The organism is Rhodococcus sp. 05-2254-6 (assembly GCF_002258565.1).
In the GTDB taxonomy this organism is placed as follows: Bacteria; Actinomycetota; Actinomycetes; order Mycobacteriales; family Mycobacteriaceae; genus Rhodococcoides.
On record NZ_NOZF01000045.1, the window covers coordinates 52,299 to 70,387 of the forward strand.

At 66.0% G+C, this 18,089-nt stretch carries 21 protein-coding genes; 11 read left to right on the plus strand and 10 right to left on the minus strand.

Features of this window, described 5'->3' with window-relative positions; all coding sequences use genetic code 11:
• The first annotated feature begins 27 nt into the window (after nt 1-27).
• Complete coding sequence (locus CH256_RS05335) at nt 28-687, plus strand: potassium channel family protein (protein WP_068050636.1); 660 nt, start codon at nt 28-30, stop codon at nt 685-687.
• On the opposite strand, the gene CH256_RS05340 is transcribed toward CH256_RS05335, so the two are convergent.
• The gene (locus CH256_RS05340; protein WP_373454779.1) at nt 661-1,347 is read right to left on the minus strand and encodes a DUF3159 domain-containing protein; all 687 of its coding nucleotides are present in this window, start codon (nt 1,345-1,347) and stop codon (nt 661-663) included. The genes CH256_RS05335 and CH256_RS05340 overlap by 27 nt on opposite strands.
• Before the next feature lie 88 nt (nt 1,348-1,435).
• Nucleotides 1,436-1,813, minus strand: coding sequence for an OB-fold nucleic acid binding domain-containing protein (locus CH256_RS05345; RefSeq protein ID WP_068050637.1), 378 nt, complete (start codon nt 1,811-1,813; stop codon nt 1,436-1,438).
• Nucleotides 1,814-1,935: 122 nt separating this feature from the next.
• On the opposite strand from CH256_RS05345, the gene CH256_RS05350 reads away from it, so the two are divergent.
• Nucleotides 1,936-2,667: an alpha/beta fold hydrolase gene (locus CH256_RS05350; protein WP_256989377.1), complete on the plus strand. Its 732-nt coding sequence runs from the start codon at nt 1,936-1,938 to the stop codon at nt 2,665-2,667.
• On the opposite strand, the gene CH256_RS05355 is transcribed toward CH256_RS05350, so the two are convergent.
• Both CH256_RS05355 and dut read right to left on the minus strand, forming a co-directional pair.
• Nucleotides 2,649-3,491, minus strand: a complete 843-nt coding sequence (locus CH256_RS05355; RefSeq protein WP_094669061.1) for a DUF3710 domain-containing protein — start codon at nt 3,489-3,491, stop codon at nt 2,649-2,651. The genes CH256_RS05350 and CH256_RS05355 overlap by 19 nt on opposite strands.
• A 64-nt stretch (nt 3,492-3,555) precedes the next feature.
• The gene (gene dut / locus CH256_RS05360) at nt 3,556-4,008 is read right to left on the minus strand and encodes a dUTP diphosphatase (RefSeq protein ID WP_094642394.1); all 453 of its coding nucleotides are present in this window, start codon (nt 4,006-4,008) and stop codon (nt 3,556-3,558) included.
• A 220-nt stretch (nt 4,009-4,228) separates the two neighbouring features.
• Here dut and CH256_RS05365 point away from each other — a divergent pair, with 220 nt between their 5' ends.
• A complete protein-coding gene (locus CH256_RS05365; protein WP_068050644.1) occupies nt 4,229-4,693 on the plus strand; it encodes a DUF3093 domain-containing protein in 465 nt (154 codons plus the stop codon).
• A gap of 72 nt (nt 4,694-4,765) precedes the next feature.
• On the opposite strand, the gene CH256_RS05370 is transcribed toward CH256_RS05365, so the two are convergent.
• Nucleotides 4,766-5,068, minus strand: coding sequence for a DUF4193 domain-containing protein (locus CH256_RS05370; protein WP_027496891.1), 303 nt, complete (start codon nt 5,066-5,068; stop codon nt 4,766-4,768).
• Nucleotides 5,069-5,612: 544 nt separating this feature from the next.
• On the opposite strand from CH256_RS05370, the gene cei reads away from it, so the two are divergent.
• A complete protein-coding gene (cei, locus tag CH256_RS05380; RefSeq protein ID WP_068050645.1) occupies nt 5,613-6,293 on the plus strand; it encodes an envelope integrity protein Cei in 681 nt (226 codons plus the stop codon).
• Between the two features lie 15 nt (nt 6,294-6,308).
• On the opposite strand, the gene CH256_RS05385 is transcribed toward cei, so the two are convergent.
• On the minus strand, nt 6,309-7,196 hold the full coding sequence (locus CH256_RS05385) for an inositol monophosphatase family protein (protein ID WP_373454780.1): 888 nt from the start codon (nt 7,194-7,196) through the stop codon (nt 6,309-6,311).
• 187 nt (nt 7,197-7,383) lie between these two features.
• On the opposite strand from CH256_RS05385, the gene ppgK reads away from it, so the two are divergent.
• Both ppgK and CH256_RS05395 read left to right on the plus strand, forming a co-directional pair.
• Nucleotides 7,384-8,205, plus strand: coding sequence for a polyphosphate--glucose phosphotransferase (ppgK, locus tag CH256_RS05390; RefSeq protein ID WP_094669062.1), 822 nt, complete (start codon nt 7,384-7,386; stop codon nt 8,203-8,205).
• A 159-nt stretch (nt 8,206-8,364) separates the two neighbouring features.
• Nucleotides 8,365-9,693: an RNA polymerase sigma factor gene (locus tag CH256_RS05395; protein ID WP_068050647.1), complete on the plus strand. Its 1,329-nt coding sequence runs from the start codon at nt 8,365-8,367 to the stop codon at nt 9,691-9,693.
• A gap of 77 nt (nt 9,694-9,770) precedes the next feature.
• Here CH256_RS05395 and CH256_RS05400 read toward each other — a convergent pair whose 3' ends face one another.
• Complete coding sequence (locus CH256_RS05400; protein WP_094669063.1) at nt 9,771-10,130, minus strand: DUF952 domain-containing protein; 360 nt, start codon at nt 10,128-10,130, stop codon at nt 9,771-9,773.
• A 28-nt stretch (nt 10,131-10,158) separates the two neighbouring features.
• Nucleotides 10,159-11,088 carry an EamA family transporter gene (locus tag CH256_RS05405; protein WP_068050649.1) on the minus strand — a complete coding sequence of 310 codons (930 nt, stop codon included), beginning with the start codon at nt 11,086-11,088 and terminating at the stop codon, nt 10,159-10,161.
• Nucleotides 11,089-11,321: 233 nt separating this feature from the next.
• On the opposite strand from CH256_RS05405, the gene CH256_RS05410 reads away from it, so the two are divergent.
• Nucleotides 11,322-11,516, plus strand: coding sequence for a DUF7455 domain-containing protein (locus tag CH256_RS05410; protein WP_027496884.1), 195 nt, complete (start codon nt 11,322-11,324; stop codon nt 11,514-11,516).
• Between the two features lie 108 nt (nt 11,517-11,624).
• On the opposite strand, the gene CH256_RS05415 is transcribed toward CH256_RS05410, so the two are convergent.
• Nucleotides 11,625-13,364: a DEAD/DEAH box helicase gene (locus tag CH256_RS05415; protein WP_094642023.1), complete on the minus strand. Its 1,740-nt coding sequence runs from the start codon at nt 13,362-13,364 to the stop codon at nt 11,625-11,627.
• 190 nt (nt 13,365-13,554) lie between these two features.
• Between CH256_RS05415 and CH256_RS05420 the strand changes: the two genes are divergently transcribed.
• Nucleotides 13,555-14,667: a YihY/virulence factor BrkB family protein gene (locus CH256_RS05420; RefSeq protein ID WP_068050651.1), complete on the plus strand. Its 1,113-nt coding sequence runs from the start codon at nt 13,555-13,557 to the stop codon at nt 14,665-14,667.
• On the opposite strand, the gene CH256_RS05425 is transcribed toward CH256_RS05420, so the two are convergent.
• On the minus strand, nt 14,640-14,876 hold the full coding sequence (locus tag CH256_RS05425; protein ID WP_068050652.1) for a DUF3039 domain-containing protein: 237 nt from the start codon (nt 14,874-14,876) through the stop codon (nt 14,640-14,642). The genes CH256_RS05420 and CH256_RS05425 overlap by 28 nt on opposite strands.
• Before the next feature lie 94 nt (nt 14,877-14,970).
• Between CH256_RS05425 and CH256_RS05430 the strand changes: the two genes are divergently transcribed.
• The 3 genes from CH256_RS05430 (at nt 14,971) to CH256_RS05440 (ending at nt 18,016) form a co-directional block, all read left to right on the plus strand.
• Nucleotides 14,971-15,339 (plus strand): DUF3099 domain-containing protein, encoded by a 369-nt coding sequence (locus CH256_RS05430; RefSeq protein ID WP_094669065.1) that lies wholly within the window; start codon nt 14,971-14,973, stop codon nt 15,337-15,339.
• Between the two features lie 33 nt (nt 15,340-15,372).
• The gene (locus CH256_RS05435; protein WP_094642027.1) at nt 15,373-16,866 is read left to right on the plus strand and encodes a DUF7782 domain-containing protein; all 1,494 of its coding nucleotides are present in this window, start codon (nt 15,373-15,375) and stop codon (nt 16,864-16,866) included.
• Nucleotides 16,867-17,044: 178 nt separating this feature from the next.
• Nucleotides 17,045-18,016 (plus strand): sigma-70 family RNA polymerase sigma factor, encoded by a 972-nt coding sequence (locus CH256_RS05440; protein WP_032377730.1) that lies wholly within the window; start codon nt 17,045-17,047, stop codon nt 18,014-18,016.
• Nucleotides 18,017-18,089 lie beyond the last annotated feature (73 nt).

Genomic DNA, 18,089 nt, shown 5'->3' on the forward strand with positions numbered 1-18,089 from the left:
CTCCCCCATCGACCCGAACGGGAAGCCATGAAAGTCGCTATCGCCGGAGCCGGCGCAGTCGGCCGATCCATCGCACGCGAGTTGATCCGCAGCGAACACGATGTGATGCTCCTCGAACGCAAACTCGACCACGTCGATCAGGCCGCCATCCCGGAAGCGGAATGGGTGCTGGCCGACGCGTGCGAGTTGAGTCTGCTCGAAGCCGCCCACCTCGAGAATTACGACGTGGTGATCGCTGCCACCGGTGACGACAAGGCGAACCTGGTGCTCAGCCTGCTGGCCAAGACCGAGTTCGGCGTCAATCGCGTGGTGGCCCGGGTCAACGATCCACGCAACGAATGGCTGTTCGATGCCGCCTGGGGCGTCGACGTCGCAGTCTCGACGCCGCGAATGCTCGCGTCCCTGGTCGAAGAAGCCGTGTCGGTAGGCGACCTCGTCCACCTGATGACGTTCCGCAAGGGTCAGGCGAACCTCGTCGAGATCACGCTGCCGGAGAACACCCCCCTGGCCGGCAAGCCGGTCCGCAAGCTCCAATTGCCCAGGGACGCAGCGTTGGTGACGATTCTGCGCGGCGGTCGAGTGATCGTTCCACAGCACGACGATCCGCTCGAGGGCGGCGACGAGCTGCTGTTCGTCGCGGCCAAAGAGGTGGAGAACGAACTACGCTCCGCTGTCGGCCTGATCTGACGACAGCCGATCCCGACTGCGGTCCGCGCTCGACGCAGCGTCGAGCGCGCGATCGGCAGCACGCACGGCCCAGAGCGTGACCAACAGCGCCACCCCTGTCAGCGGCCAGCCCATGCCGATGCGGGCAACGGCGAGCCAGCCCGTCTGGTCGGAGTCGTAGAGCTGCGACTGAACGATGTATCGAGCGCCGAACACCGATGCCCAGGCGATGGTGGCCACGTCGTAGTAGCGCACAGCCGACCGGTGGCCACGCCACGACGTTCCCTTGCCGTTGAGGTATCCCCAGATGATGCCGACCAACGGCCAGCGCGCGAGCACCGACAACACGAAAGCCGCACCGTAGGCGAGCGAAGTGTAGATGCCGAACAGGAAGTAGCCCTTGGCATCTCCCGTCCGGTATGCGATGAACGCGCAGATCCCGACTCCGAAGAATCCCGAGATGGCGGGTTGAATGGGGCTGCGACGAACCAACCGCCACACCAACACCGCGGCGGCGACTCCCAGAGCGGACCAGAGGGCGACCGACAGGTTGACGTAGCTGTTCACCGGAACGAAGACGACGACGGGCAGGGTGGAGTAGACGAGCCCGCTCAGACCGCCGAGCTGTTCGAGGACGGTGGGAGCCACCTTCTCGACGCGGTCCGTGTTCGACGCGTCGATTGTGGGTTCCGGCGTGTTCGATGTCGGCGTGGGCGGCACGGAATCGTCACTGTTGGTCACGACAACGAGAGTGCCATACCGGCGACGATCAGCTGTCGTCGCGCAGTTCGTAATAGGGGTTGTAGACGATCTTGCGTCCGTCGCGTTCGCCGACACGTCCGCGCACGAGCAGAGTCTTGCCGGGTTCGATTCCGGCGATCTTGCGGCGCCCGATCCAGAGCAGCGTCACCGTGTCGGTGCCGTCGAAGAACTCGGCTTCGATGTTGGCATTGGCCGCCTTCGAGCAGGCTTCGACGCTGCGCAACCGACCGAGCATGGTCACTTCCTCGCCTCGCAAGCAGTCGCACGCTCGCCGAGCCCCGGAGGCTTCGGAGGTTTCGGCCATCTCCTCGGCATCGAGTTGATCGATGTCCTCTGTCAACTTCCGCGTCAGGCGGCGAAAGTATCCTGCGGCAGCGGGTGCCATTGTGCGCTCCAGCGGTGGGGGTCGTTCCCTCGTCAGGGTGGGTACTTCGCCACTGTAGACCCCAAGTGTCACGCTGACCAACCGCCGCTACGGAGGTGTCGGAAGGCGTGCACAATCGTGTCGTGCACAGCCGATTCGACACCCGCACCGCGATCGTTCTACCGGGAACGGGGTCCGATGCCCGGTTCGCCGCCGACGCGTTCTCGGCCGCATTCGAGAGTGTGGGATTGACCACCATCGCGGTCGAACCCGACCCGGCCGCGGTGGTCGAGAGCTACCTGAACGCCCTCGACGACGCCGTGCACCGACACGGACGCGTCGTGATCGCGGGGATATCCCTCGGGGCCGCGGTAGCGGTTCGCTGGGCCGCGGCCAACGCATCGAACACTGCGGCTGTTGCACTCGCGCTCCCGGCGTGGACCGGAGACCCGACCGGATCCCCCGCGGCCCTGAGCGCGGAGTTCACCGTTCGATCCCTGCGTGAACAGGGGCTCGACGCCGTCACCGCGGCAATGGCCGCGTCGAGCCCGCCGTGGCTCGCGCGCACGCTGCGGAGGTCATGGGCTGCCCAGTGGCCCGCGCTTCCGGACGCGCTGGAGGAGGCGGCTCGCCACCGCAGCCCCGAATTCCACGAGCTCGCTCGGCTGGAGCTGCCTGCCGTCGTCGTGGGCGCAGTGGACGACGCGGTCCATCCGATCGAGGTGGCTCGACAGTGGGCGCGGGCGCTACCGAACTGCGCGCTGCGCACCGTGACCCTGGACGACATCGGACGCGGCCCGGGATGCCTCGGCCGAGCGGCGGTCGACGGTCTCGACGGTCTCGACGGTCCGCAGGCTCAGCCGCCCAGCTGCTGAATCGCCGATCCCGACGCGCCCCGACGCGGCGCGCGGTCACGCTCGGCGGCGGTCGGCTGCGGCGTCGAATCCTGCTGCGGCACAACAGGTTCGGCGGTGGGTACCGCAGCCTGGGGCTGCGCGGCCTGTTGCGCAGCGTTCTGCTGAGCTGCCGCCTGCTGCTGCGCGGCTGCAGCAAGTTGCTCGGCCAGTACCTGCGGCAACACCACCGGCAACGGGGTCCGAACGGGATGCGGCTCGGTACCCCGATCCACCACGGTCTGGCGAAGGATCGTGTGCGCCAGCCGCACGAGCGGTTGGCCCTCGCCCACCGCACCCGACGGACCCGCCAGCACGCAGCGGACCATCCAGCGATAGCCGTCGACTCCGATGAAGCGCAGGTCGGCGTTGGCCGTGACACCGAGGAGTTCGCGTCCCCACGGACCCGTCTCGACTGTCGTCTCGGCCTTGTCGTTGCGCAGAGACGACGCCAGATCGGCTGCCACCTCGCGCCACTGACCGGGCGATTTGGGTGCCGCGTAGGCAGCGATGGTGATGCGCCCGAACTGCGTCACGATGTGCACTGCCTGCGGGCTACCGGCCTGCGACATCTCCACCTGGAGTTGACCGCCCTCCGGCAGCGGAATCAGCACCGAGCCGAGGTCGAGTCGCGTCTTGGCGACGGTCTCGCGATCGTCGTCGAGGTCCTCGAGATCGTGGGGCCCGTCTGCGGTCGTGTCCGCGGCCTCGACATCGTCGTCTTCGTCTTCGACGCTGTCGACGAATGGCTCCGCACCGGGCGCGGAGGCACTGCCGGCGTCGTTCTTCTTACGCCGTCCGAACATGTTCAGCTCTCTTCTTCTCGGTTGCTTCCACTGTGCCTGCCACCGGTGAACGTCGTGGCGGAACTCACTGCTTCAGACTCGCATGGCCACCGGTCGAACCGTGACCACCGGCCCCTCGAACGGTGTCGTCCAACTCGTCCACCTCGACGAACGTCACCAACTCGACTCGCTGCACGATCAGTTGGGCGACGCGGTCGCCGCGCTCGAGTTCGATCGGAGTGTGCAGGTCGTGGTTGATCAGACAGACCTTGATCTCCCCGCGATAGCCGGCATCGATGGTGCCCGGGGTGTTGACCACCGACAGGCCCGACTTCGCCGCCAACCCCGATCGCGGATGCACCAGCCCGACGGTTCCCAACGGGAGAGCGATCGCGATTCCGGTCCCCACCAGGACGCGTTCGCCCGGTGCGATGGTCACCGGAGCCGTGATTCGCAGATCCACCCCCGCATCACCGTCGTGCGCACGCGTCGGCACCGGAAGCTCGGGATCGAGTCGGCGTACCAGGACCTCGGACACCGGATCGGAAGGCAGGCACGGGATGGTGGGTCGATCGACGGATGGTTCGCTGCCGGACTCGGTGACTTCGTCGCTCACGTCGTACGAGACTACGCTGGCCGGCTTCCGTCTCGGTGTGGCGACTACCCTGGGACTCGTGACTGCAGATCGACAGGCCGAACACGCGTCGGAGTCCGGCGACTCCACTCCCCACACGGGTTCCTCAGCACCCGCGAACTCCGTGCTGTACTCGGAGCGACTCTGGGTGCCGATCTGGTGGTGGGCGGCGGGTGCGGCCGTGGCGGTCTTGCTGGCTGCGGAGATCCACATGGGTGCGCCGGGCATCAGGGCCTGGCTGCCCTATGTCGTATTGCTCCCACTGATCGCGTGGGCGTTGTTCGCCTTCAGCAGGCTGCGCGTCGAGGTGGGCACCGGAGCGACCGGCACCGAGTTACGCGTCGGGTCTGCTCATCTGCCACTCGATGTGGCATCGAAGGCCGCGATCGTTCCCGCGACAGCAAAAAGTGCGGCGCTGGGAAGGCAACTCGATCCACTGGCCTTCGTGCAGCACCGCACCTGGGTGAAGCAGATGGTGATCGTGGTCCTCGACGACCCGGACGATCCGACGCCCTACTGGCTAGTCAGTACCAAGCGCCCCGAAGAGCTGCTGGCAGTCCTGACCGCGCACGGCGTCGAAGCGCGCTGATTCACCCGTCGATCGACGGTCGGAACCGTCGACACAGACCTGACCCGCTGGATCAGGTCTGTGTGGAAAAGGTCACGCCGCGCAGTCGCGGCACATCAGTACACCGTTGGCGTCGCTGGCCAGCCGGCTGCGGTGATGGACCAGGAAGCAGCTCGAGCAGGTGAACTCGTCGGCCTGCTTGGGAACGACCCGAACCGACAGCTCCTCGCCGGACAGATCTGCACCCGGAAGCTCGAACGACTCCGCGGTGTCGGATTCGTCCACGTCCACCACGGCGGACTGAGCCTCGTTGCGTCGGGCCTTCAGTTCTTCCAGCGAGTCCTCCGACACATCGTCGGATTCTGTTCTTCTCGGTGCGTCGTAGTCGGTTGCCATTGTATTCGTACCCCTCATCTTCGTGCGTGTGTGTGGTGAAAGCTGCCGATGTGGTCGGCTTGTGGCCGTCGGCTGTGAAGAGGGCGCTTGCTCGCTCCCACCGATGTTCGTATCTGTTCAAACCGTTCGTCGTCGCGCGGTGCCCGAAACTACACCGGGTAGTTCCCAGAACTCGCCGGTTGAAACCCGATCGAGACCTCGCTCACCTGATCGATCGTGCACCGGTGTCCGATTCTTGAAGCACCGCGGCCGCCAGACAATAGCCGAAGCCGGTCGCAAAGCAGAAACCGAATCGCCGACTGGTCCTCCACCTGGCTGCACGCCGCAACAACACCGGGATGGGCGGCTTCATTCCTTGCATCGCAGAACACTTCTCGCCCCCGGTTTCGGGCTCCGAATCGGGCGTCGCGCACGGGATCGGAGTAGGTGCCGGCCGAGTGTGCCGCCCCCACCGACCGCGGGCATCTACAGTAGGCACCGCGTCGGTGTGAACCGACTCTGTGGACCGGTCTCGGCAACTGCCGACGGAAAGGCGAAGATCACCGTGGTTTCTCTGATCACCGAAGGCCATTCGGTCGACGGTCGAGGTCGTCCGTTCCGTCGACGCCGCGCGTTTCCGATGATCGCGGTCTTCGCCGTGCTGGCCCTGCTCGGAGTGCTCGTGTGGGTCAAGGTGTTCACCACCTCAGAAGCCGCCTCCGCAACGGCCGAATGCAACGTGCCCACCACCACCGCCGCGACGGACGGGACGCAGCCGGCACCTCTCGGCGAAGAAGTGGACCCGACGACACTGCTCGACGTCGAGCCTGCGGCCCTGTCCGCATCGAAAGTTCGCGTCTTCAACGCGAACGGTGAGCGCGGACAGGCAGCTCTCGTCGCCGCCCAGCTCATCGATTACGGTTTCGCCAGCGCACCGGACGTCCAGGTCGGCAACGATCCGGTCTACGTCGATCAGAACATGCAGTGCCAGGGCCAGATTCGGTTCGGCCCGGCCGGCCTGGCGGCGGCCAGTGCCGTGTCACTGGTCGCGCCGTGCGCCGAACTGATTCAGGATGCCCGCGCCGACGACTCGGTCGATCTGGCTCTCGGTACCTACTTCAGCGAGATCCAGCCCAACGACGACGCCGAGGAAGTGTTGCGCACGCTCGCCGGTACCGCACCCGGTGCCGCCCCTGCGCCACTCGACGCCGATCTGCTCTCGGCAGCACGCGAATCGCGCTGCTGACCGACCGGCGGCGCGTCAGCCGGGTATCGGATCCAGTGCACCCGCGCTGCGCAGTACCGCCAGGAAGGCGTTCGAGACCCCTGGGGCAGCGGCCACCGTCACCGCACCCTGAGCGCTGGTGCTGTCGGCAGCAGGCAGCCTGACCGTCGCGCCAGCCTCGGCTGCGATCAGCCCACCCGCCGCCCAATCCCACGGACTGAGCCCGTGCTCGAAGTGTGCGTCGACAACTCCGGACGCGACCATGCACAGATCGAGCGCAGCCGAACCGATCCGGCGGATGTCACGCACCTGAGGCAGCAGTTCGGAAATGATCGCGCCCTGCACCGCGCGACGACCGGATCCGTAGCCGAATCCGGTGGCCAACAACGTCATCGACACATCGGTGACACCCGAACAGTGCAGCTGCTCCTGGGTACCGTCGGCTCGCTCCACCGTCGCCCCGCGCCCAAGAGCGGCCGAGTAGACGAGCTCGCGGGCGACGTCGACCACGGCCCCCGCAACACTGACACCGTCGATCTGAACCGCGACCGACACCGCGTACGCCGGAATTCCGTACATGAAATTCACGGTTCCGTCGATCGGGTCGAGCACCCACCGCACGCCGTCGAGCGAGTCGTTCTCGCTGCCTTCCTCCTCGCCGAGAACGGCATCCTGCGGCCGAAGCCGCGCCAGCAGCTCGCGGAGGACGCTCTCGGTTTCGGTGTCCACGATCGTCACCGGATCGGTCGGCGTGCTCTTCGACTGCACCGCGCCGTCACCTTCGATCGGTTCGCCGCCGAAGACCTCCGGGCGGCGTCGCCTGACGTGCTCGGCGGCTCGCGTCGCGACCCGTACGGCGACCTCGCGCAGCACGTCCACCTCGCGGGTGTTCGATCCCTCTGCTGCCACCTGCTCTTCCGGCAATTGTGTACTGGCGGTGTCGGTCTGCGATCGGTCTGGTTTCGGCACACGTACATCGCAACACACACCGACGTTCGAGCACCACCGCAGCGACCGCCGGTGACGTCACCGTCCCACGAACGCCGAAACACACTATTGTTCGGAACCGACGGCATCACACGGATTCGATCACGCCAGGAGCGGCATCCACATGACACAGGCAGGTTCGGACAACACCACCGCTGCGGCGGCGCGCCACGGGTTCGGCGTCGACGTCGGCGGCAGCGGCATCAAGGGCGGAATCGTGGACTTGAGCACCGGTGAGCTCGTCGGCGACCGCTACAAGATCGAGACGCCGCAACCGTCGACCCCCGATGCCGTCGCGCGCACCGTGGCCGAGATCGTCGCGCACTTCGAGTGGACCGGCCCGGTGGGCGTCACCCTGCCTGCAGTGGTGACCAACGGTGTCGCTCGCTCGGCCGCCAACATCGACAAGTCCTGGATCGACACCGACGCCCGCGCGCTGTTCGCGAAAGCCATCGGCACCGAGAACGTCACCGTGCTCAACGACGCGGATGCAGCCGGAGTGGCCGAGGACAAGTACGGCGGCGGCAAGGGCAGGGACGGCGTCGTCGTGCTGTTGACGTTCGGCACCGGGATCGGTTCGGCCGTGCTGCACAACGGCGTTCTGCTTCCCAACACCGAATTCGGCCACATGGAGATCGACGGCAAGGAGGCCGAGCATCGTGCGGCGTCGTCGGTGAAGGAGAACCAGGGCCTGTCCTACAAGGAGTGGGCCAAGGAGGTCTCGAAGGTTCTCGAGACGTTCGAGGCGCTGCTGTGGCCGGATCTTTTCATCGCCGGCGGCGGCATCAGCCGCAAGAGCGAGAAGTGGATTCCGCACCTGACCAATCGCACACCCGTGGTTCCGGCAACCCTGCTGAACACTGCCGGGATCGTCGGTGCCGCACTCGCAGCGGACTCCGCCGTACCGTCCGCCGAGATTGGTACGTCCGCCGGATCGCTGGACTGACACGCGGGTTGCCACCTGCGTAGGGCGAGGGTCGGTAACAAACTCCTGAGAGGTCGTTACAATGGTGTGTGCCGGTACGCAGCCGGCCGAATCCGAAGACCTCTCCGCCGGAAACAACTCTGGCGTGACGCCGCACGACTTCGTCACGAAAGGGCGTACGTGGCAGCCACCGATATCCGTCAGACCGTAGATTCCGAAACCGAGTCTGCGACACCTGCACCTGCTGTCAAGGCACCCGCTGCGAAGGCACCGGCAAAGAAGGCACCGGCCAAGCGTGCCGCAGCCAAGAAGGCCCCGGCGAAGAAGGCCGCAGCGAAGAAGACAGCAGCTGCTCCGGCTTCCGACGACGCCGACGAGAGCACTCCCGGGATCGAGGACATCGACATCTCCGAGGGCGACCTCGCCGCTGCCGCCAACGATGTCGTCGAGGTGGTCGCCGCCGGTGACGACACCGAGGAAGACGCCACCGCCGAGCCGACTGCCGAGGACAAGGCGTCCGGCGACTTCGTCTGGGACGAAGAGGAATCCGAGGCGCTGCGTCAGGCCCGCAAGGACGCCGAGCTCACCGCGTCCGCCGACTCCGTGCGTGCCTACCTCAAGCAGATCGGCAAGGTCGCACTCCTCAACGCCGAAGAGGAAGTCGAGCTGGCCAAGCGCATCGAGGCAGGCCTGTTCGCGGTCGAGAAGATGCGAGAGTCCGCGGAGAAGGGCGAGAAGCTTCCCGTTGCGCAGCGTCGCGACATGACGTGGATCTGCCGTGACGGCAACCGCGCCAAGAACCACCTCCTCGAGGCGAACCTTCGACTCGTCGTCTCGCTGGCCAAGCGCTACACCGGTCGCGGCATGGCCTTCCTGGACCTCATCCAGGAAGGCAACCTGGGTCTGATCCGCGCGGTCGAGAAGTTCGACTACACCAAGGGCTACAAGTTCTCCACCTACGCCACGTGGTGGATCCGGCAGGCGATCACCCGGGCCATGGCCGATCAGGCCCGCACCATCCGCATCCCGGTGCACATGGTCGAGGTCATCAACAAGCTCGGACGCATCCAGCGTGAGCTCCTCCAAGATCTGGGCCGCGAGCCCACCCCGGAGGAGCTCGCCAAGGAAATGGACATCACGCCGGAGAAGGTGCTGGAGATCCAGCAGTACGCGCGTGAGCCCATCTCCCTCGACCAGACCATCGGCGACGAGGGCGACAGCCAGCTCGGTGACTTCATCGAGGACTCCGAGGCCGTCGTGGCCGTGGATGCCGTGTCGTTCACCCTGCTGCAGGATCAGTTGCAGTCGGTTCTCGAGACTCTGTCCGAGCGCGAAGCAGGGGTGGTACGCCTGCGCTTCGGTCTCACCGACGGACAGCCCCGCACGCTCGACGAGATCGGCCAGGTCTACGGAGTGACCCGCGAGCGGATTCGTCAGATCGAGTCCAAGACCATGTCCAAGCTGCGTCATCCGTCGCGTTCTCAGGTACTGCGCGACTACCTGGACTGATTCGTTCGCTCCATCTCGAACAACGACCGCCGATCACAGTGATCAGCGGTCGTTGTTCTTTTGCGGCGTGGATGCCGTCACACCTGCGGCACCCCGAACGTTCCGTCCGGCCCCGGCCGATAGTCGACGACCGCGGTCACGGCCGCGATCGGTAGCGGTCCGTACAGGTGCGGGAAGACCATCGACTCCGGATCTGTCGGTACCCCCGGTTCCCACCGAACGGGTGCCGTCAGACGAGCTGTATCTATGCGCAGCAGAACCAGATCCGTGCGCCCGGAGAAGAGCCGATTCGCCGGCAGGTGCACTTGTTCGGGTGTGGACAGGTGCACGAACCCGACGGAATCGTACGAGTCCGGGGTGTATTCGGCCCGACCGCGCATCGCGAGCCACTCCCCTGCCGTGCAGATGTGAACGAGGTGGTCCTGCTTGCTGGTCACCGTTCCATTCTGCAGTGTCGAGTGCGGCTCAGGGCGGTGGAATGTCGGCAACGCCACGATCTCTGCGGGCCGGCAGGCCACCGACGACGACGGCAGCGATGACAGCCACGATTCCCAGAGCCTCGAGAGCCGTCGGAATCTGGGTCAGCACCACGGCACCGACCACCGTCGCCGTCGCCGGAAGCAGCGCCAGCAACAATGCGAAGCGCGCCCGGCCCACTCGCACCAGGACGTACTGATCGAGAACGTAGGGAACCACACTCGACAGCAGCCCGACGCCCAATCCGAGAACCCAGATCCGCCAGTCTCCCAACGCATTCGAGTGCGCGGCCGCGAACGGTCCGAACAACGGCACGGCCAGGAGTACGGACGCGATTCCGAACCCGGCAGCCATGTCGTCGAGTCCCTGGCCTGCGTCGGCAACAGATTTGCCCAGCACGATGTAGGCAGCCCACAGGGCCGCCGAGCCCAGCGCGAACGCGATCCCGACCAGCCCCACCTCACCGCCCTCGAACTGCGCGGAAGCGATGGCCCCGACACCGGCCACCACCAGGAGCAACGCGCACACATCGGCAGGCCGTCTCGACCCGGCAGCAGCGACCGCGATCGGCCCGAGAAACTCGATGGCCACCGCCGCGCCGAGGGGAAGCCGGGCGATCGCCTCGTAGAACATTGCGTTCATGCCGATCGTCGCACCGCCGAACGCGGCGGCCGTGATCGCCCGACGCACGGTCCACGCACCGCCGGTGCCCGCCCTGCGCCGCCACGGCCGTCGCCAGAGCACCAGAACCAGCGCCGCACCGAAGCCGCGCAGCCACGCCACCGCTGCCGGATCGACGACGTCGAACAGGAACACCCCGATCGCCGCGCCGACGTACATACACACCGCGCCGATGACGAACAGGGATGGAATACCGAGCTTCGATGCGCCGGAGAGCGAAGTGGAAGTCGAAGACACATCGGCGACCCTACTGCCGTGGCTCGCGTGAACCGGTATCAGCTCTCAGCGAACACTCTGGGAGATGTTCCTGCTCGTGGGACATGTTTCGTGTTAGTGACAACACAAAGAAACGCGCTCGGGAACAACGCGTGACCGCCATACGTCTGACAGAGTGAACGAACCGCGCCATACCGACGCGGCGGACCGGCCCCAGGCGAACGGGACAACCCGCAAGCCAGTACGGAGGAGTCATGCCCGGAACATTGACCAGCCCACAATTGACAGCAGCGGACCGGTGCGACCGGTGCGGTGCAGGGGCTCGCGCGCGTGTCGTGCTCTCGACCGGTGGAGAACTTCTCTTCTGCGGTCACCACGCCACCGAGCACGAAGCCCGTTTGCGTGAAGTGAACGCAACGGTGATGACCGAATCGGACTCCACGGTGTAACCCACCTTTTGTGTCGGGGGAAACAGGTTCGCCACGATCGACGAACACGAAGAAGACGGACGGTCATCAGACCGTCCGTCTTTTTCGTGCCCGGTTCCGCCCGTGGCCCTACATCTTCCGCAACTGCGCGATTCGCTCGCCCAACTGATCGGCCGACGCCATCGCCGTCGGCGGGCCGCCGCAGATACGACGCAGATCGCCGTGAATCACCCCGTGCGGCTTCCCGGTGCGGTGGTGGTACACCGCGACCAAACTGTTCAATTCACGCCGCAGGCCGGCCAACTGGCCCGCACTGGTGGCCCTGTCGTTGACGACGGCAGGAGCCGGCACCGCAGGGCCCGCAGCGGGCTTGTCGATCTGCTCTTGCTGACGCTGACGCAACAGGTCGCGCATCTGCTTCGCGTCGAGCAAGCCGGGCAGACCGAGATAGTCGGCTTCCTCGTCGCTGCCCGAGAACGTCGCGGTACCGAACGAGGAGCCGTCGTAGATCACCTGATCCAGTTCCGCATCCGCACCCAGCGAGGTGTACGCCTTCTCTTCCTCGCCCAGTTCGTCCTTCTGCTTGTTGGCGTCGGCCAACAGCTCGTCGTCGAAACCGTCTTTCTCCCGGTGCGGTTTTCCGAGAATGTGATCGCGCTGCGCCTCGAGCTGCGACGCGAGATCCAACAGCACCGGTACCGACGGCAGAAAGACGCTCGCGGTCTCCCCCTTGCGCCGAGACCGCACGAAGCGGCCGATGGCCTGCGCGAAATACAGCGGGGTCGACGCGCTCGTCGCGTAGACACCGACGGCCAGTCGCGGAACGTCGACGCCCTCGGACACCATGCGAACCGCGACCATCCAACGCTGATCGCTCTTGCCGAACTCGGCGATGCGAGCCGAGGACGTGGGGTCGTCGGACAGCACGATCGCCGGTGTCTCCCCCGTGATCACCTCGATCAGCTTCGCGTAGGCCCGCGCCACCGTCTGATCGGTCGCGATCACCAGACCGCCTGCATCGGGCATGCCTCCTGCCCGCAGTTGCGCGAGACGCGTGTTCGCCGCCAACAGCACGGCCGGCATCCAGTCGCCCTGCGGATCCAGTGCGGTGCGCCATGCCCTCGCGGTCTGTTCGGCATTGAGCGGCTCACCGAGCCGGGCGGTGTACTCCTCACCGGCACTGTCCCGCCAGCGCGCCTCTCCGGAGTACGCGAGAAACACGACCGGGCGGACGACGCCGTCCGCAAGAGCATCGGAGTAGCCGTACGCGTGATCGGCCTTGGACCGCATCAGGCCGTCCTGATCCGGTTCGTAGTTGACGAACGGAATGGGACTGTCGTCGCTGCGGAACGGCGTACCGGTCAGTGCGAGCCGTCGCGTGGCGTCTCCGAACGCTTCGCGAATGCCTTCACCCCAGCTCTTCGCGTCGCCGCCGTGGTGAATCTCGTCGAGAATCACGAGAGTCTTACGCGATTCGGTGCGCACCCGATGCTTGAACGGGTGCGATGCGATCTGCGCGTACGTCACGACCACGCCGTGATAGTCGCTCGAGGTCTGCCCGGTCGAGTTCGAGAAGCGCGAGTCCAATGCGATGCCGACCCTGGCCGCCGACTCCGCCCACTGGTGCTTGAGGTGCTCGGTGGGCGCGACGACGGTGACCTGATCGACGGTGCGATGGGCCAGCAGTTCGGCAGCCACCCGAAGGGCGAACGTCGTCTTGCCTGCGCCGGGCGTTGCGACCGCGAGAAAGTCCTTGGGCGAGGCGACGAGATACTTCGTCAGCGCCCGTCGCTGCCACGCGCGCAGCGGTGCTCCCCCGCTCGTGGGAGCGGCAGGCTGCTCGGTCGATGGTGGTGTCGGATCGAACATGTCAGCGCTCACTGGCCGCCGGTTCCTGGCATCGATGTAAATTCCTCGCGCTCTCGGTAGCCCTGCAGTGTCCGCCGAGGAGCCTATCGCTCCGCACCGACCGATCCCGCATCGCTGGGGCGAGTCGGATGCGACACGGCTAGTCGGCTGTTAGGCGAAGACGCCTTTCGTCAGGAATGCTGGAGGAACCATGAGCGAGTCTGCAGGCGGAACTCCACCACCGGAACGATTGTCGGCGAGAAAACCGCTACACGCGGTGTGGAAAGTGACTGTGCGCACTCTGAGCAAAGCGTGGGACGATTCGATCTTCAGCAAGGCTGCAACGGCCGCGTTCTGGCAGACGCTGTCACTGCCGCCGCTGCTGCTCGGTGTGCTGGGCAGTCTGGGACTCGTCGGCGGATGGTTCGGACCCAACACCGTCGAGATCATCGAGTCCAAGATCATCACGTTCAGCAACACCCTGTTCAGCGGCAGCGTCGTGGACCAGATCATCGCGCCGACGGTCAAGGACGTCCTCGCTCAGGGCAGCGGAGAGATCGTGTCCGTGGGCTTTCTGCTCTCGTTGTGGGCCGGGTCGTCGGCGATCTCGACGTTCGTCGATTCCATCGTGGAAGCGCACGGCCAGGCCGACGCGCGAAACCCCGTCTGGCAGCGGTTCTTCGCGCTGCTTCTCTACGTGGGTTTCCTGGTGATCGCGGTCTTCGTGCTTCCGCTCGTCGCCCTCGGACCGGTGTACGTGCAGCAGATCCTGCCGGATTCGTGGATCACGGTGGGCAGCGAGCTCGTCGACTTCTTCTACTACCCGGCCGTCGGTCTACTGCTGATCATGGGTTTGACGACGCTGTACAAGGTTGCTCTGCACACCTCGCTGCCGTGGCATCGTCTCCTCGGCGGCGCTCTGCTGGCCGGGGTGTTCTTCATGATCGCGAGCGCGGTCCTGCGTCGATACCTCGGCTGGGTGACGAGCACCGGGTACACCTACGGCGCCCTGGCGACACCCATCGCGTTTCTGCTGTTCACGTTCTTCCTCGGCTTCGCCGTCGTGCTCGGGGCCGAGTTCAACGCGACGATCCAGGAGTTCTCACCTGCACGGGCAACACGAATGGACCAGATGCGCGAGTGGATCGCAGCGCAGACCGCAACCGACGACAAGCCGTCGGGGCCGGTGACCGCTGTCGCCCGACGGCTCGCCACGGGGCCGATCAAACTGTCCGGCGACCGCGCCCGCTCGGGGCGTCCCGAGCCGACCCCCGACCGACACCCGGGAGACGGTGCTCAGTCGCCTTTCTTCAGGCCCTCGTAGACCTTCTTGCAGTCCGGGCACACCGGTGATCCGGGCTTCGCCGACTTGGTGACGGGAAACACCTCACCGCACAGCGCGACGACGTGCGTACCCATCACTGCGCTCTCGGCGATCTTGTTCTTCTTCACGTAGTGGAAGAACTTCGGCCGGTCGTCTTCCGTGGTTTCGTCCGGTGCGATATCGGGACGGTCCTTCGTCTGAGTGCTCATGGACACAGATTAATCCGTGAATCCCCATCGAGGGGTAACCGGTTGCACAAGCTCGTTGCAAGCATTCTGTGAGCAGTAGTGCCACAGTGGAGGTATGACGAGAACCCCAGGGTTCGACGGAAGCGCGTACAGCGACTCGCCGGATGGGCCCGTCCTTATCACCGAGGCGCAGCAGTCGGTCGAGGAGCAGCACAAAGCTCGCGTCCGCAAATACATGTTCATCATGTCGTTCCGCATTCCGGCGTTGGTGTTGGCTGCCATCGCGTACGGGATGTGGATGAACCCGTGGATCTCCATGGCAATAGTCGGAGCGTCCATTCCTCTGCCGTGGATGGCTGTGCTGATCGCCAACGATCGGCCGCCCCGCAGCAAGGACGAGATGAGCCGGTACGACTACCGGACCGTCGACAGGCCGCAACTGGAATCGAGCAACCACCGGGTGATCGAAGCGGGCGACGACTGACGCACCGGCCCTCGCCGATGCGACACTTGCGTCGTGACTGCACCGAACTCCACGTCCCCGCTCGTCCTCGCCTGCGCCGGTCTTCGTGATGCCTTCGAGCGGGCGGGGTACGACGCCGACGGCGTGCTGACGCTGCTCGGGGACGACGCCCATGCTGCCCTCGGTCGCAGCGAGCCGGTGCCGGTCCGCAACGCCAGTCGGGACGGCGGCGCGCTGGGTGTTCTGGTGCGCCTGTTCCTGCTCGTCGACGACTGCGCCGAGTCCGACGTCGCCGACGCCATCGCACCGTTGACGGTCGACGACGCCGTCTCGGCCGGGATCCTGACCCGTTCCGGGTCGACGGTGCGGACGCTGCTCGACATTCGACCGCTCGACGCCGGACACGGAACCCGATGGATCGTCTCGGATCCGGACGGCAGCATGCGCGTCGCCGAGACTGCTCGCGACCACGTGCTCGGCGTCGGCCAGGCCTCGTTGTCGCTGCTGCGGGGAACCCCCACGTCCCCGGTGACCAGCGTTCTCGACGTCGGCACCGGCTGCGGCGTCCAGGCCGTCCACGCCTGCGACTACGCGGCGCAGGTGACCGCAACGGACATCAGTCCGCGGTCGATGGACCTCGCGGCGGCGACAATGGCGCTCAACGGCCTCGACGTCGAGTTTCTGCACGGTTCGTGGTTCGAGCCGGTTACCGGGCGTCGATTCGATCGCATCGTCGCCAACCCGCCGTTCGTCGTCGGCCGCGCCGAAGTGCTGCATTCGTACCGCGATTCCGGCCTCGATCTCGACGGCGCGAGCGCTCTGATGATCGGCCGGGCCCCGGACCACCTGACGCTCGGTGGTACCGCTGCCATCCTGGCCTCGTGGGTGCACGTCCGCGGCGAGGACTGGCGTGCTCGCGTGGCGTCGTGGCTTCCCGCGCACGGGATCGACGCCTGGGTCGTCGAGCGCGACGTCGCCGATCCCGCGCTGTACGTGGGCACGTGGATGCGCGACGGCGGACTCGATCCCCGCGATCCCGACGCGGCCGCGGTGGCACAGTCCTGGCTCGATCACTTCGCTGCCGCCGACGTGGAAGGAATCGGTTTCGGGTTCGTCTATCTCCGCAGTACCGATGCGCCGACCGACCTTCTGGCCGAGGAGCTCACGCACGGCTTCTCCGACCCGCTGGGCAACGAAGCGATCGAGTACTTCGCGCGGCTGGACTGGCTGCGAGAGCACGACATCCTCGACTCGGTGCTGACTCTGGAACCGAACACCGCACTCGAACGGGTATATCTCCCCGGCGACGAGGGCTGGGCTCCGGTAGCGCTGCGAGTCCATCGCGGAAACGGCCCGCAGTGGCAGCACGACGTCGACGAACTCGGTGCGGCTCTGCTCGCCGGGCTGCGACCCGATGGCCTACCGGTCGGTGAACTGGTGGAGTTGCTCGCTGCTGCGCACGACGAGGACGCAGAGGAACTGGCACAGCATGCGGTGACGATGATGCAGGGGCTCGTCCGGCACGGCCTGGTTCTGCCGGCCCGATGAGTCCCGGACGTCACCCCACGAGAGCGACCGTTCCCGGCGGTTTCACTTCTCAGCAACTTCTCAGGACGAACATGACGTAATCCCTGGTCACGCGGGTATCCACCGGATCGGCGTGGGAACTTATCGGAGTCTCCCGAGCGTTGAACCCTGTGAGACACCACCGACCAGGAGGCAAGTCATGACCAGCCCCAGCACCACGATTCGTCCACGGCCGACCGACGCCGATCTGGACGCCCAGAGCCCAGCAGCCGATCTCGTTCGCGTGTACCTCAACGGAATCGGCCGCACCGCGTTGCTGACGGCTGCCGAGGAAGTAGATCTGGCCAAGAGGATCGAGGCTGGTCTGTACGCGAAGCAGGTTCTCGAGAACACGAAGAGGTTGAGCGCGGTCAAGAAGCGCAACCTCGCCATCATCGTTCGCGACGGCAGTGCCGCCCGCAGCCATCTCCTCGAAGCGAACCTTCGCCTGGTCGTGTCTCTTGCCAAGCGCTACACCGGGCGCGGGATGCCCTTGCTGGACCTGATCCAGGAGGGCAACCTCGGACTCATCCGCGCGATGGAGAAGTTCGACTACGCCAAGGGCTTCAAATTCTCGACCTACGCGACCTGGTGGATTCGTCAGGCCATCACCCGCGGGATGGCAGATCAGAGCCGCACGATCCGGCTCCCTGTCCACCTGGTCGAACAGGTCAACAAGCTGGCCAGGATCAAGCGTGAACTGCATCAGCAGCTCGGCCGCGAGGCAACGGACGAGGAGCTGTCGAGCGAATCGGGTATCGCGGTGGAGAAGATCGCCGACCTGCTCGACCACAGCCGCGACCCGGTGAGCCTGGACATGCCGGTGGGCAGCGACGAGGAAGCACCCCTCGGCGACTTCATCGAGGACTCCGAGGCGACGTCCGCGGAGAATGCCGTCATCGCCGGACTGTTGCACAGCGACGTTCGCGTCGTTCTCGGCACTCTCGACGAGCGGGAGCAGCAGGTCATCCGTCTCCGATACGGCCTGGACGACGGACAGCCCCGCACCCTCGATCAGATCGGCAAGCTCTTCGGGCTCTCCCGTGAGCGTGTCCGTCAGATCGAGCGCGAGGTGATGGTGAAGCTTCGGCAGGGCGACCGCGCCGAGAAGCTGCGGTCCTACGCCAGCTGAACGTCACCACCGACCGGTGGCGCAGCGGTGATCATCCCGCTCGCGCCACCTCGTGCGGTAGCCGAGTCGACGT

Coding starts and splice junctions, on each gene's coding strand:
- CH256_RS05335 (WP_068050636.1), top strand. CDS start 28: ATGAAAGTCGCTATCGCCGGAGCCGGCGCAGTCGGCCGATCCATCGCA.
- CH256_RS05370 (WP_027496891.1), bottom strand. CDS start 5,068: ATGGCAACCGACTACGACGCACCGAGAAGAACAGAATCCGACGATGTG.
- CH256_RS05345 (WP_068050637.1), bottom strand. CDS start 1,813: ATGGCACCCGCTGCCGCAGGATACTTTCGCCGCCTGACGCGGAAGTTG.
- CH256_RS05430 (WP_094669065.1), top strand. CDS start 14,971: ATGACGAGAACCCCAGGGTTCGACGGAAGCGCGTACAGCGACTCGCCG.
- ppgK (WP_094669062.1), top strand. CDS start 7,384: ATGACACAGGCAGGTTCGGACAACACCACCGCTGCGGCGGCGCGCCAC.
- CH256_RS05420 (WP_068050651.1), top strand. CDS start 13,555: ATGAGCGAGTCTGCAGGCGGAACTCCACCACCGGAACGATTGTCGGCG.
- CH256_RS05415 (WP_094642023.1), bottom strand. CDS start 13,364: ATGTTCGATCCGACACCACCATCGACCGAGCAGCCTGCCGCTCCCACG.
- CH256_RS05425 (WP_068050652.1), bottom strand. CDS start 14,876: ATGAGCACTCAGACGAAGGACCGTCCCGATATCGCACCGGACGAAACC.
- CH256_RS05410 (WP_027496884.1), top strand. CDS start 11,322: ATGCCCGGAACATTGACCAGCCCACAATTGACAGCAGCGGACCGGTGC.
- CH256_RS05440 (WP_032377730.1), top strand. CDS start 17,045: ATGACCAGCCCCAGCACCACGATTCGTCCACGGCCGACCGACGCCGAT.
- CH256_RS05355 (WP_094669061.1), bottom strand. CDS start 3,491: ATGTTCGGACGGCGTAAGAAGAACGACGCCGGCAGTGCCTCCGCGCCC.